Origin of the sequence: Arcobacter sp. YIC-80 (genome assembly GCF_044841725.1) — a bacterium.
Classification (GTDB): Bacteria; Campylobacterota; Campylobacteria; order Campylobacterales; family Arcobacteraceae; genus Arcobacter_B.
This window is the reverse complement of record NZ_JBJBSI010000004.1, coordinates 185,396-198,861: the sequence shown is the minus strand read 5'-3', so window position 1 is coordinate 198,861 and position 13,466 is coordinate 185,396. Positions and strand designations below refer to the sequence as shown.

At 28.0% G+C, this 13,466-nt stretch carries 14 protein-coding genes; 9 read left to right on the top strand and 5 right to left on the bottom strand.

Going from position 1 to position 13,466, the window contains the following annotated elements; genetic code table 11:
- Window positions 1-42: 42 nt before the first annotated feature.
- The 7 genes from ACH5BK_RS08005 to ACH5BK_RS07975 all read left to right on the top strand — a co-directional run bounded on the left by ACH5BK_RS08005 (window position 43) and on the right by ACH5BK_RS07975 (window position 7,505).
- A complete protein-coding gene (locus ACH5BK_RS08005) occupies window positions 43-753 on the top strand; it encodes a triose-phosphate isomerase (protein ID WP_404306205.1) in 711 nt (236 codons plus the stop codon).
- The gene (gene fabI, locus ACH5BK_RS08000) at window positions 753-1,580 is read left to right on the top strand and encodes an enoyl-ACP reductase FabI (protein ID WP_404306203.1); all 828 of its coding nucleotides are present in this window, start codon (window positions 753-755) and stop codon (window positions 1,578-1,580) included. Before ACH5BK_RS08005 ends, fabI begins: the two co-directional genes overlap by 1 nt.
- 189 nt (window positions 1,581-1,769) lie before the next feature.
- Window positions 1,770-3,008, top strand: coding sequence for a diaminopimelate decarboxylase (gene lysA, locus ACH5BK_RS07995; protein WP_404306253.1), 1,239 nt, complete (start codon window positions 1,770-1,772; stop codon window positions 3,006-3,008).
- A 17-nt stretch (window positions 3,009-3,025) separates the two neighbouring features.
- A complete protein-coding gene (gene pheA / locus ACH5BK_RS07990; RefSeq protein ID WP_404306201.1) occupies window positions 3,026-4,093 on the top strand; it encodes a chorismate mutase in 1,068 nt (355 codons plus the stop codon).
- A gap of 20 nt (window positions 4,094-4,113) precedes the next feature.
- Window positions 4,114-5,220, top strand: coding sequence for a histidinol-phosphate transaminase (gene hisC, locus ACH5BK_RS07985; RefSeq protein ID WP_404306199.1), 1,107 nt, complete (start codon window positions 4,114-4,116; stop codon window positions 5,218-5,220).
- Between the two features lie 12 nt (window positions 5,221-5,232).
- Window positions 5,233-7,035 carry a 1-deoxy-D-xylulose-5-phosphate synthase gene (gene dxs, locus ACH5BK_RS07980; RefSeq protein ID WP_404306197.1) on the top strand — a complete coding sequence of 601 codons (1,803 nt, stop codon included), beginning with the start codon at window positions 5,233-5,235 and terminating at the stop codon, window positions 7,033-7,035.
- Entirely contained in the window at window positions 7,035-7,505 is a 471-nt protein-coding gene (locus ACH5BK_RS07975; RefSeq protein WP_404306195.1) for a hypothetical protein, read from the top strand. The genes dxs and ACH5BK_RS07975 overlap by 1 nt, the downstream gene beginning before the upstream one ends.
- A 33-nt stretch (window positions 7,506-7,538) precedes the next feature.
- Here the strand turns inward: ACH5BK_RS07975 and ACH5BK_RS07970 are convergent, their stop codons facing one another.
- The 4 genes from ACH5BK_RS07970 to maf all read right to left on the bottom strand — a co-directional run bounded on the left by ACH5BK_RS07970 (window position 7,539) and on the right by maf (window position 10,879).
- Entirely contained in the window at window positions 7,539-8,879 is a 1,341-nt protein-coding gene (locus ACH5BK_RS07970; RefSeq protein WP_404306193.1) for a L,D-transpeptidase family protein, read from the bottom strand.
- 102 nt (window positions 8,880-8,981) lie between these two features.
- Window positions 8,982-9,776: a hypothetical protein gene (locus tag ACH5BK_RS07965; RefSeq protein WP_404306191.1), complete on the bottom strand. Its 795-nt coding sequence runs from the start codon at window positions 9,774-9,776 to the stop codon at window positions 8,982-8,984.
- Between the two features lie 12 nt (window positions 9,777-9,788).
- Entirely contained in the window at window positions 9,789-10,133 is a 345-nt protein-coding gene (locus ACH5BK_RS07960) for a winged helix-turn-helix domain-containing protein (protein ID WP_404306189.1), read from the bottom strand.
- 200 nt (window positions 10,134-10,333) lie between these two features.
- Window positions 10,334-10,879 (bottom strand): septum formation inhibitor Maf, encoded by a 546-nt coding sequence (gene maf, locus ACH5BK_RS07955; RefSeq protein WP_404306188.1) that lies wholly within the window; start codon window positions 10,877-10,879, stop codon window positions 10,334-10,336.
- A gap of 81 nt (window positions 10,880-10,960) precedes the next feature.
- Here maf and ACH5BK_RS07950 point away from each other — a divergent pair, with 81 nt between their 5' ends.
- Together ACH5BK_RS07950 and ACH5BK_RS07945 are read left to right on the top strand one after the other, a co-directional pair.
- Window positions 10,961-11,917 carry a ketopantoate reductase family protein gene (locus tag ACH5BK_RS07950; protein ID WP_404306186.1) on the top strand — a complete coding sequence of 319 codons (957 nt, stop codon included), beginning with the start codon at window positions 10,961-10,963 and terminating at the stop codon, window positions 11,915-11,917.
- On the top strand, window positions 11,910-12,776 hold the full coding sequence (locus ACH5BK_RS07945; protein WP_404306184.1) for a prephenate dehydratase: 867 nt from the start codon (window positions 11,910-11,912) through the stop codon (window positions 12,774-12,776). Before ACH5BK_RS07950 ends, ACH5BK_RS07945 begins: the two co-directional genes overlap by 8 nt.
- 182 nt (window positions 12,777-12,958) lie before the next feature.
- Here the strand turns inward: ACH5BK_RS07945 and ACH5BK_RS07940 are convergent, their stop codons facing one another.
- On the bottom strand, window positions 12,959-13,438 hold the full coding sequence (locus tag ACH5BK_RS07940; RefSeq protein ID WP_404306182.1) for a hypothetical protein: 480 nt from the start codon (window positions 13,436-13,438) through the stop codon (window positions 12,959-12,961).
- Window positions 13,439-13,466 lie beyond the last annotated feature (28 nt).

Sequence of the window (13,466 nt, the reverse complement as noted above, 5' to 3'; positions counted from 1 at the left end):
ATAAAGTTTTCTTTTTAAAGAGAACTATTAAAAAGGAATGTTATGGCAATAATTGCTAGTAATTTTAAAACAAACCATACAAGAAAAACAACATCTTATTTTGTAGAAGAAGTAAATAAATATTTAGTATCAAATAATGTGTCGAGTGATGTATATATTTTCCCAACATCAACTTCACTTGATAAGTTTGAAACAATACCAACACTAAATATTGGAGTACAAAATGCTTATGCAACGCAGAAAGGCTCTTTTACAGGAGAGATTGGTACAGAACAATTAGATGAATTTGATGTAAATACAATTCTAATAGGTCATAGTGAAAGAAGACATATTTTAGGAGAATCTCAAGAAGAAATAGCAAAAAAATTTGCTTTTTATAGTGAACTTGGATATAAAATAATTTATTGTGTAGGAGAGCCTTTAGAAGTTAAAGAAGAAGGTTTAGAAAAAACATTAGAATATATTTATTCTCAATTTGAAGGAATTGATATAAATTATGAAAATCTAATTTTAGCTTATGAACCTATTTGGGCTATTGGAACAGGTGTTACAGCTACACTTGAAGATATTACAGATGTTCATTCTGCACTAAAATCAAAAATTGAAAAACCACTTTTATATGGTGGTTCTGTAAAAGTTGATAATGTTAGAGATATTTGTTCATTACATGGTGTTGATGGGGCATTAATAGGTACTGCTTCATGGATTATTGAAGACTTTATTCAAATTTTAGAAAATACAAAGGATTTATAATGTTTATGAAGGGTAAAAAAGGTGTAATTTTAGGTGTTGCAAACAATAAGTCTATTGCTTATGGTATTGCTAAAGCTTGTGCGGCACAAGGGGCGCAAATTGCATTTACTTATTTAAATGATTCTTTAAAGAAAAGAGTTGAACCAATTGCACAAGAGTTTGGAAGTGCTGATTATGTATATCCTTGTGATGTATCTAAACCAGAAGAGATTAAAGCATTAAAAGAATCAATTGAAAAAGATATGGGTCAAATTGACTTTATTGTTCACTCAATTGCATTTGCTCCAAAAGAAGGCTTATCTGGAAGATTTTATGATATTTCTAAAGAAGCATTTGATGTGGCAATGGATATCTCTGTTTATTCATTAATTGAAGTAGTAAGAGAATTAAAACCTTTATTAAGTGATAATTCATCTGTATTAACATTAACTTATTATGGTGGAGCTAAATATATTCCTAATTATAACTTAATGGGTGTAGCAAAAGCTGCGTTAGAAATGACTACAAAATATTTAGCAGAAGATTTAGGAAAAGATGGAATTAGAGTAAATGCTATTAGTGCTGGACCTATTAAAACTTTAGCAGCAGCTGGTATTGGTGATTTTAGATTTATGCTTAAGTGGAATGAAGCACATTCTCCTTTAAAGAAAAATGTATCAATTGATGAGGTTGGAAACTCAGGTATGTATTTATTATCTGATTTAAGTTCAGCAGTAACAGGTGAAATTCATTATGTTGATTCAGGATTTAATGTAATGGGTATGCCTGCGGTTAATTTTGATGAGAATGGAAGACCTACTATTGCATGGAATGGCACAGATAAATAGTCATTAAGCATAAGCTTTTGGCGAACTTCTACGTTGTCAGAAAAGTTTTAGACACTCACTTACTACAGTAAGCTCCTGCCTAAAACTTTTCTTCCGCCTTGAACTTCACTCAAAATCTCATACTTACTAATTATTTATATATAAAACAAAAAAGTTTTAATTTTTAATTTATTGAAATTTTAAATTAAGATTTTAAAGAGGAATAGGGAATTAAAGAGTATGAATATAAATTTTAAAGAATTAGCAAACAAGTATCAAACGCCATATTATGTATATGATTTTGATCATATTACGGCACAATATGAAGAATTAAAAGGGGCTTTTAAAGCTAGAAAATCTCTTTTAGCTTATGCGGTTAAGGCGAATTCGAATTTATCTGTTATTAAGCACTTAGCAAATTTAGGAGCGGGGGCTGATTGTGTTTCAATTGGTGAGGTTAAAAGAGCGTTAAAAGTAGGAATTCAACCTTATAAGATTATTTTTTCAGGTGTTGGGAAAATTGATAGTGAAATAAAAGAAGCTTTAGAACTTGGTATCTTAATGATAAATGTTGAAAGTGCTGCAGAGCTTGATAGGGTTGAAGTAATTGCAAAAGAGTTAGGAAAGGTTGCTAGAATATCAATTAGAGTTAATCCAAATATTGACCCTCAAACTCATCCATATATTTCAACTGGTTTACATGAAAATAAGTTTGGTGTTGATATTGATACAGCAAAAAGAATGTATATCCAGTGTAAAAATAGTGAAGCTTTAGAGCCAAGTGGTATTCATTTACATATAGGGTCTCAACTTACAGAGTTAGAACCAATAAAAGAATCAGTTAAATTAGTTGCTGATTTAGTAAGAAACCTTGCAGCAATTAAAATTGATTTATCTTTCTTTGATGTTGGTGGTGGATTAGGTATTGTATATGATGATGAAAAACTTATTGATACAAATGAATATGCTCAATCAATTTTAGAAGCTTTATTTGGTTTAGATATTACAATTGTATGTGAACCAGGAAGATTCTTAGTTGGAAACTCTGGGGTATTTGTATCAAAAGTACTTTATGAAAAAGTAAATGGTGATAAAAGATTTGTTATTGTTGATGGAGCTATGAATGATTTAATTAGACCATCTTTATATAATGCTTATCATAAAATTGAGGTATTAAATGACAATGAAGAGTTAAGTGATTGTAACTTAGTTGGTCCTGTTTGTGAAAGTGGAGACTTTTTTGCTAAAAATATTAACTTACCAAAAACACAACATAATGACTTGGTTGCTATTTATAGTGCAGGAGCTTATTGTTTTACTATGGCTTCAAACTATAATACAAGAGGAAAAGTTGCAGAAATTGCAGTTGAAAATGGGGAAGATAGACTAATTAGAAAGAGAGAAACTTTTGAAGATATAATTGCTTTAGAAGAAGAGTACATTAAATAGCACAAAAAAGGGTACAAATGAATGAGCACGGATTATTAGACTTAAGAAATAAACTTGACACTATTGATGAGGAACTTTTAAAACTTATAAATGAAAGAATGGAAGTTGTCCATCAAGTAGGACTTTTAAAAGCTAAAAGTGGTGGAGCAATTTATAGACCTGAGAGAGAAAAAGAGATTATTGACAGATTGGAAGCTGTTAATAATGGAAAATTAAATAGAGCTGCTATTGAAGCTTTATTTTTAGAGATATTTGCTATTTCAAGAAATTTAGAATTACCTGAAAATGTAGCTTACTTAGGTCCTGAGGGAAGTTTTACTCATCAAGCTGCTGAAGGAAGATTTGGAGCTATGAGTTCTTATGTATCGATTTCTTCAATAAATGGGATATTTAGGGAAGTAGATACTAAAAAAGCGAAATTTGGGGTTGTTCCTATTGAAAATTCATCAAATGGAATAGTTACTGATACTATCAATTGTTTAAGTAAATATAATCTTAAAATTATTGCTGAGGTTGTTCTTGATATTCATCATACTTTAGCAAGTACTTGTGATAAGGTAAAAGATATAAAAAGAATTTATTCTAAAGATATAGCTTTTGAACAATGTAGAAAATTTTTAGCTAATTTTGGTTTAGATGAAGTTGAACAAATTCCAATTGAATCAACAACAAAAGCTGCAAAACTTGCAGCAAAAGAACCATTTAGTGCAGCAATTTGTCCTCATGTAGGTGCAAAACTTAATAATCTTCCTATATTATTTGAAAATATTGAAGATAAAGATAATAATAAAACGAGATTTTTTATAATAAGTGATTTTGAAAATGCTCAGTCAGGAAATGATAAAACTTCTATTTTAGTAGAATTACCTGATAGACAAGGTGCTTTAGTTGAGTTTTTAAATGATTTTAACAATGCCCAAATAAATTTAACAAAAATTAAATCACATATTGTTCAAGGAAATTCTATTTTCTTTATAGATTTTGATGGACATAAAGATGATGAACATGTTAAAGAATTGTTAGCAAAACATAAAGACACTGTAAAAGTATTAGGATCTTATGTAAAAGAGATAAACGATATATAAATATTAAATAGGAAATATAAATGGAATTTAATAAAGTTTTAGAAAATGTTACAACTTATGAAGCAGGAAAACCAATCGAACTAGTTGTAAGAGAATATGGAATTGATCCAAAAGATATAATAAAATTAGCATCTAATGAAAATCCTTATGGAACATCGCCAAGGGTGCAAGAAAAAATTCAAGAGTTATCAAAAAATATGTTTATATATCCAGATGATTCTATGTTTGAATTAAAAGAAGCCTTAGCTACTAAATTTGATGTAAATGAATCAAATATTATTATAGGTTCAGGAAGTGACCAAATTTTAGAGTTTTGTGTTCATGCTAAGTGTAATGAAAACTCAAAAATGTTAATGTCTAAAACAACATTTGCTATGTATGAAATATATGGTAAACAAACAGGAAGTCAAATTTTAAAAACAAAAGATGATGAACATAATTTAGAACAATTTAGTGCTATGTATCAAGAACATGGTGCTGATATAATATTTTTATGTTTACCAAACAATCCTTTAGGAGAGTGTTTAGATAAAGAAGATGTTTATAAATTTTTAGAGACAATTAGCAAAGATACTTTAGTTGTAATAGATGGAGCTTATCAAGAGTATGCTTCATTTAAAGATGAAAAGAAAAAGATTGATGCAAAAGATTTAATAAACAAATTTCCTAATTGTATATATTTAGGAACATTTTCAAAGGCTTATGCTTTAGGTGGTATGAGAGTTGGATATGGTGTGGCAAATGAAGAAATTATCAAGACTTTATATAAATTAAGAGCACCATTTAATATAACAACTTTATCATTAGCAGCAGCAATAGAAGCTTTAAAGGATGAAGAGTTTGTTCAAAGTTGTATAGCTTTAAATTTTGAAGAAATGAAAAGATATGAAGAGTATGCAAAACAAAAAGGTTTTGATTATATTGATTCATATACGAACTTTATTACATTAAAATTTGGTGATAAATATAGTTCAAAGCTAATAGCAACTCAACTTTTAAAAAGAGGTGTTATTGTTAGAGATTTAACTGGCTATGGTGTAAATGCAATTAGAATTACTATTGGTTCACAAAGTCAAAATACAAAAGTCTTTAGTATCTTAGATGAGGTATTAGAAGAAAATAAATAAATAAGAATTATTATGGAAGTAAAAAACAAATCATTAGAAGAGTTAGAAGATATTTCTCAAAAAATCAGAGATAGAATTATTGATGTTGTATCGAGAAAAGGTGGACACTTCTCTTCAACTTTAGGTGCAGTTGAATTAACAATTGGAATGCATTATATATTTGATGCTTATAAAGATCCTTTTATATTTGATGTATCTCACCAGTGTTATCCTCATAAACTCTTGACAGGAAGATGGGAAGAGTTTGAAACTATTCGGCAGTTCGAAGGATTAAGTGGTTTTACAAAACCCAATGAAAGTGTTGCTGATTATTTTGTGGCAGGACATAGTTCAACATCTATATCATTGGCAGTGGGTGCTGCTAAATCAATACAGCTTAAAAAAGAAGATAGAACACCTGTTGTTATGATAGGTGATGGTTCAATGACTGCTGGTATGGTATATGAAGCTTTAAATGAATTAGGTGATTTAAAACTTCCTGTTGTGATTATTTTAAATGATAATGAAATGTCAATAGCAAAACCAATAGGGGCTATTTCAAAATATCTTTCTAAGCTTTTAGCAGGGAAGTATTATCAAGGATTTAAAGGTAAAGTTGATAGCTTTATTAAGAAAAATATGCCTGAGGGTACTACTTATATAGCAAAAAGAATGGAAGAAGCTATGAAGCTTATAACTCCAGGAATTTTATTTGAAGAAATGGGGATTGATTATATTGGACCTATTGATGGGCATAATTTAGAAGAAGTTATTGATACTTTAGAAATCGCAAAGGCAATGAAAAAACCTGTAATAGTTCATGCAAGAACAGTAAAAGGTAAAGGATACAAAGTAGCAGAGGGACAACATGAACATTGGCATGGAGTAGGGCCTTTTAATGTTGAAGATGGAGCTTTTGTAAAAAAAGAAGCTCCAAAAGCTGCAACAGCAGTATTTGCAGAAGCACTTACTAATTTAGCCTGTAAACATGAAAATGTAGTTGGAGTTACAGCTGCCATGCCAAGTGGTACAGGAATAAATAAACTTATGGACGCCTTCCCTGATAGATTTTGGGATGTAGCAATTGCGGAACAACATGCCGTAACTTCAATGGCTGCTATGGCAAAAGAGGGTTTTAAACCATTTATCACTATTTATTCAACATTTTTACAAAGAGGTTTTGATCAGATAATTCATGATGTATGTCTTATGGGCTTACCTGTAGTTTTTGCAATAGATAGAGCAGGAATTGTAGGAAATGATGGGGAGACTCATCAAGGAGCATTTGATATTTCATATTTAAGATTTATTCCAAATATGGTTTTATTTGCTCCAAGAGATAATGAAACTCTTCATCAAGCAATTGATTTTGCTTATATTTTAGATAAGCCTTGTGCTATTAGATATCCAAGAGGTGCATTTATAGAAACTAATTATAAAAGTGAAGGTTTTAAATTAGGAAAAGCTGAACTTTTAAAAGATGGTAGTTCAAAAAAACTTTTTATTGGATATGGAGCAGCTGTTGGAAGAGCCTGTAAAACTGAAGCTTTACATGAAGAAGATATAGCAGTTTTAGATTTAAGATTTGTAAAACCTCTTGATAAAGAGACTTTAAAAGATTTAGCCTGTAAATATGATGATTGGTATGTATTTAGTGACTCTCAAAAACAAGGTGGAGTAGGAAGCGCTATTTTAGAGTTTTTAAATGAAGAAAAAATATGTGTTAAGCTAACTTCTTTTGAATATGAAGATGATTTTATAGAACATGGTGATACAAAAAAAATAGAAGAGTCAATAGGTTTACTTCCTGAGCAATTAGTACAAAAGGTAATATGATGAATGAATCATTAGATGAATTATTAAAAAAAGCTTCAAAAGAAGAAATTTTAGAAGCATATTCTCTTGCATTAGATAAAAGTGAAGAAGAAGATTTTTGGAAAGAAAAAATTTTACCTTATGTAGAAGCAACACTATCAGTTCTTTTACCACTTAGAGATCAAAATCTACTTTTTACTCCTGAGGGAAAAAAAGTAGAGGAAATCAATAAAGATTTTTTTTATAGATGGGCTGACTTAGTTTGTTTAAGAACAATGGCTTTTATAATAGAGCAATCAAATGAAAGAAATGAACTTGTAAGAACACAATATAAAGATGTCGATTATAAAGCAATTGATTTAAAAATTTTAGGAGAGTATTTAAACTCTTATAGAGTAAATCTTACAGATGAAGATAATCTTGATTTTCCTGTAGCAAACTACAATCTTCATACAGGAATGTTAACTACTATAAAAACTCTAATTAAATAGGTAATATTTTACCTATTTAAAGTTTTAGATATTTTAAAAACTATGATTTAACTTTTGGATTTTGTCATATCCATAAATATCATCAGTAAATTTTAACTTACCATTTTTTTCATAAGCTGTGATATAAGTTATATGTAAAGGAAGTTTTTTACTTAGTCTAATAGAGTCAGTTTGTTCTTTATTATATATATTTCTTACACTTTTATATGACTTTGTCGTGTAATAAGTACTTATATGTTTCATTAAAGCTAATGGATGCTCCAATCTAATACAACCATGACTTACAGCTCTAATCTTTGATTTATTTATTTTGAAACGCCATGAACCAATAGTATCATGCATATAAACAGCATGGTCATTTTTGAACATATATTTTACTCTACCCATTCCATTTGTTTTAGAAGGCAATTGAATAAATTTATAAGGTATATATTTTACATCATCTTTTAGATATTTATCCCATTTTACATCTTTAAATTTTATAGGTTCTAAGTCTAAGTCATATTTTTTGTATCTAATTACAATATTTTTCTTTTTCAAAAAGTTTTTATCTTTTAAAGCCTTAGGAATAATACTTTTTTTAGCAATTGAAGTAGGGATATTCCAAGTAGGATTTATAATAAAATAAGATAACTTACTAGATAAAATAGGAGTTTGATCTTTTTTTGAGCCTACAACTGTACCAAAGCTTTTTACTTTTTTGCCTTTTTCATATAAACTAAAATTATAAGAAGGAATATTTAACTGAATAAAGTTTTTATTATCAAAACTTTTTAATAGTTTCAATCTTTCAATATTTAGTTTTAATCTATATTTTTTCTTTTTGTTTAAATTTTTTTTATTTAAAAGCGTAATAAATTTAAAAAAATCAGGATGTTTGGGAGTATATTGCTTTAGTATTTCATTTATTGAGATATTAGGATTTTCATAGTTTTTTAGAAGAGCTTTTGTATTTATTTCTTTTAAATACATTTCGTATGAATACTTAAAGTCTTTGTACTTTTCTTTTTTCAGTTCTTTAAAAAAAGCATCTTTATTGATACATGAGTTTTCTAAGTTATTTACATATATAGGAAAAAAATCTTTTAAATTTTGTGAGATTTCTTCTTTAGTATCTAGTTTTTTAATTTCTTCATAAAAATCATTGTTTTTACATAAAGAAGAGTATTTATCAACTTTTATAATCTCAAGAAATTCTTTTTCTTTCTTATTTAATAATGCCAAAGGATTTACTTTTTGTTTTTCCTTTTTTTCTAAAATATTTGCTTCTTTATATTTCGTATTTATAACATATTGTTCAGGTATTTCTTTTTTACTACAGGCTGTTAAAATAAAAATAGTTATACTTAATAGAAAATAATTTGATAGTTTCATGGTATCCTTTCTTTTGGCTATTTTACAATAAATTTATAAAATAGTTATTAAATTTTTAGTTCTCAATATAGTTATTGTGAGATTTAAAATTAATGGTTTTCTTTATACTTTTAACAATTCAAAATATAATTTACTCATTTTTTCATAGTATGAGGTATTATCACCTAATTCAATATTTAGTAGTTCATATATTACATAATCATTAAGTAAATCATCTGTTAGTTCAATAAATTCGGTCTCTATATCTATATTTACATAATTAGATTCTTCTTTAGATTTTAAATACTCTTTTATAGATTTAAGTGTTTTTGGTTTTTTTAATGTTTCTAAATCTTTTAATAGTTGAGTTAAATCATTTTTGATATCTGATTTTTCTTTTTTTGCCCAAGCTTTTAAATTTTCAAAATCTATTTTATCTATGTTTGAGTGTGCTACAGCTACTGCTTGAGGATAACATTCTTTTCCATTGTGATAGTAATATGCACATAATCTATCTTTAACACAATCTGTTGGAGATAAAAGTTTTAATGTTCCAACATGAGATTTTAACTCAATTGTTTTATGTACTCGTTCGTCACCTACAGAAATAGGACCTGTTGGAAATTCTATAAAGTATGGATTATCTTTATATTTAAAATAACCATCTTTTGTCTTGTGAAAACCTAAATCTAACATAGTGGAAATTACTTGTTTTGTTTTTACATTAGGATTTGCAATAAAATCTAAATCAAGTGATGAGTAATTGGAATTAGTATATATTTCCATACAACTTCCCCCAGTTAATACAACATCAATATTTCTATTTTTTAATACTTGACAGACTAATGTAGCACAATCTTGGACATCAATCAGATTATTAAGCAACTCAATATTACTATGGTCATTTTTTTCTTCCATATTTAATTTTACCTATCTTCTTAAATTTAATGGTTTATTTTTACTTCTAACTCTTGTTCTATCTTTTTTTACTAGTTTTGCTCTTTCTTCTGGCTCGTATGTTGATCTTACTTTTAGTAATAAAGCAATAAGTTCTTTCATATATATATTTCTTTGATTGAGTTTGTATATTCTCATATTACCATAGTCTTGGCCAACAATAATAGAGCCTTTTTCTAATTTATCTAGTTGTTTTTTAATTGTAGCTTGAGTTACATCATAGAATAATGCAATTTCTCTTGCATAAGCAGAGTCTCTTGCTAATAAGTATTGTAGGATTCTTTCTACATTTTGACCACCAAATAGTACTTCTAACATTTTTTGTTCCTTTTTATTTACTATGAGTAAATATATATATGCTTATGGCATATTTATATATTATAATAGTAAATATTAAAAAAAAATTAATTTAACTATAATTTCTATAAAATAAGGGTTGTATGAATATTGTCTTGTTTTTATACATATTTTTTAAGTTAAATTTTATAAATAAATATGATAGAATTTTAATAAATTTCTTAAAGATATGTTAAAAGTTTTTCAACACAAAGTCCCATTGCACAACTTTCATATCCCTTTACTTTTTTTATATAAGGCTTACAAAATCCTTCTACCATGATAGCACCTGCTTTTCCAAAACATTCACCAGAATTTATATATTCATTTATATGTTTTTCATCAAATTTATCAAATTTATATGTAGTAACACTTATATCTATAAGCTCTTTTTCCTTTGATTTATAAATCATACAAGTTATTACAGAAGTTTCATTTCCACTTTGAAGTTCTAACATTTCTCTTGCATCATCTTCATCTTTTGCTTTTCTAAGTAGCCTTCCATTTGCAGTAACTACAGAATCAGCAACAAGTAAAGGCATATCTTCAACACCATACTTTTTATATAGTTCTTCAAATTTTCCTTTTGTTGCCTCATAGCAAAAAGATTTTGGATTTTGTGTAGTTATACTATCTTCATCAAAATCTCCACCATTTTGAATAAAATCAATCCCAAAATTCTTAAGTATTAGTGCTCTTGTGGGTGAATTTGAACCAAGTCTTATCAAGTTAAACCTTTTTTAGTAGAATTATACTGTATTAGTATATAATATGACTTTTAAAAAATGAATAATTTATAGGAATAAATAATGAATATAGTTGTAATAGGTGCAGGTGGTATAGGTGCTTTTTATGGAATGATATTACATGAAGTAGGATGTAATATTAAGTTTATTGCTAGAGGTGAGAATTTAGAATATTTAAAAAATAATAACATGAAAGTAACTCACCCTGATTATACTATTGAAGATAAAATAGACACATATAGTATTGAAGAATTTACTAAAAGTTTTAAAGCAGAAGAAATTGATGCAATTTTTATAGCAACAAAAGCAATGAGTACAGAGAGTATTTCTAAATCATTAGCTTCTTGGGCCAAAAACTCTTCTAAAATACCATATTTTATTTCTCTTCAAAATGGAGTGGAAAATGAAGATATCATGGCAAAATATTACAATAATGATTATGTAATAGGTGGATTAACAAGGCTTATTGTTTCTCATACTATCTCTTTAGGGCATGTTCATTGTTCTGGAAATGTTGAGACTTTAATAGGTGCTATAAAAGCAAATGAGAAAAATCAAGCTTTTTTAAAAGAACTAAAAAATATTTTGGATAAAACACAAACATCAACGATACTTTGTGATGATATAAAACTTGAATTATGGAATAAATTGATTATTAATAATGGTGTGAATGCAATTTGTGCTTTATTAGAAGAGAAAACAAGACCTTTACTTACAGATAAGAAAACTTCTAAAATTATCTATGGGCTTATGAGTGAAACAGCCGTAGCTGCAAAAGCTGCAGGTGTAAATATATCACAAGAAGGCGTTGATAAAATGTTTGAATTGATAAAAGGTTTTGTAAACTTAAAACCTTCAATGTATGTGGATAGAGAAAACAATAGACCCCTAGAACTTGAAGAAATTTGTGGGGTAGTTGTACGAAATTGTGAAAAACAAGGTCTTGATGCCCCCTATACAAGAACTATTTCAACAATTTTAGAGTTTCAATACGAAAGAAAAAGAGTATTAAATGGATAAAACAGTTGTATATCAAGGGGTTGAAGGTGCATATTCACATTTAGCATCTTCTCAATTATTTCCAAACTCAAACTTAGTAGCTTCTGATTCTTTTTTAGAATCAATGCAATTAGTTGAGCAAGGAAGAGCAGATATTGGGGTAATTCCTATTGAAAATTCATCAGCTGGTAGAGTTGAAGAAATATATAGGCTTATTCCTAAAATGCAGTTAAATATTATAGATGAATACTTTCATCCAATAGAACATGCCTTAATAGCTGTAAAAGGGTATAAACTAGAAGAGTTAAAAACAGTATCTTCTCATCCACAAGCTTTAGCTCAATGTATGAATAATATAAAAGAGTTAAATCTAAAAGCTATTTCAGAGTTTGACACAGCAGGTTCAGCAATGAAACTAGAAAAATCAAAAGATAAAACTCATGCTGTAATTGCTTCAACATTAGCTGCAAAGATTTATAATTTAGAAATTGTAAAAGAAAAATTTTCAGATTATGTAGGAAATGTTACTAGGTTTATTGTTTTAAGTAAAGAGAAAAGAACACCAAAATTTGAGGAAAACAAATCTTACATAACTTCTCTTATTTTTAGTGTTAGAAACATACCAGCATCACTTTATAAAGCTCTTGGTGGTTTTGCTACAAATGGAATAGATCTAATAAAAATTGAGAGTTATTCAGGGATTGGAAGTATGTATTCAACTCAGTTTCATGCAGACTTATACGGACATACAGATGAAAAAAGACTACAACTAGCCCTTGATGAGCTGAGGTTTTTTGTAGAAGAGTTAAAAATAATTGGTGTTTATGAAAGACATGAATACAGAGATAAAATGTGTGAATTAAACCAAATAATAAAATGAAGCTCTATCTTCATTTTATTTGTTGATAATAGTATATCTGTAGAAGAACAAAAAATACTACTAATAAATCTTTTGTTATATTATCAAAAAGGTAAAGTACACGAATTAAAATTAAATAATGGCAAAATGATTGAGGATTAATTCCTGCATACTCTAAACTTTGTTGAGAAACTGGTTGAGAATTAGCAATTGATGAAAGTACACTTGCTAATTGTATATGCTGACTGTGACATAGTACCACTATTAAATGCTTGAGTATTATTTAAATATTGTTGCTGTATCATACTTATTAATCCTTGTTGAGCCATTCCGTTAGAATTATTAGCCATGAAAGGCATTGCAGTTGGTATATTGTTAAGTTGATTTTGTGCAATACTAGGAATTAATTGACTTTGAGCTTGTTGCATTTGATAATTTGGTGGAGGAACAATATCACTTCCTTCTCCTAAAGGCATTCCATTAAAAAGATTATCTGGTGTAGGTATTGCATTTAATATATTTCCAATTGCTTCACTCTGCGAACCTAAAACTAATGCTGAAGCAGCAAGTCCTAATTTTGTTTTCCAACTACCTGGACCATTAAGTGCATCTTGTACTGTATCAAACCTTTGTGATAAGAAACCTTTATTAGCTCCTACAGTTTTTGCTTCTGCTTCTGTCATAAAATTATCAATCTTTGGATGTTGAGTT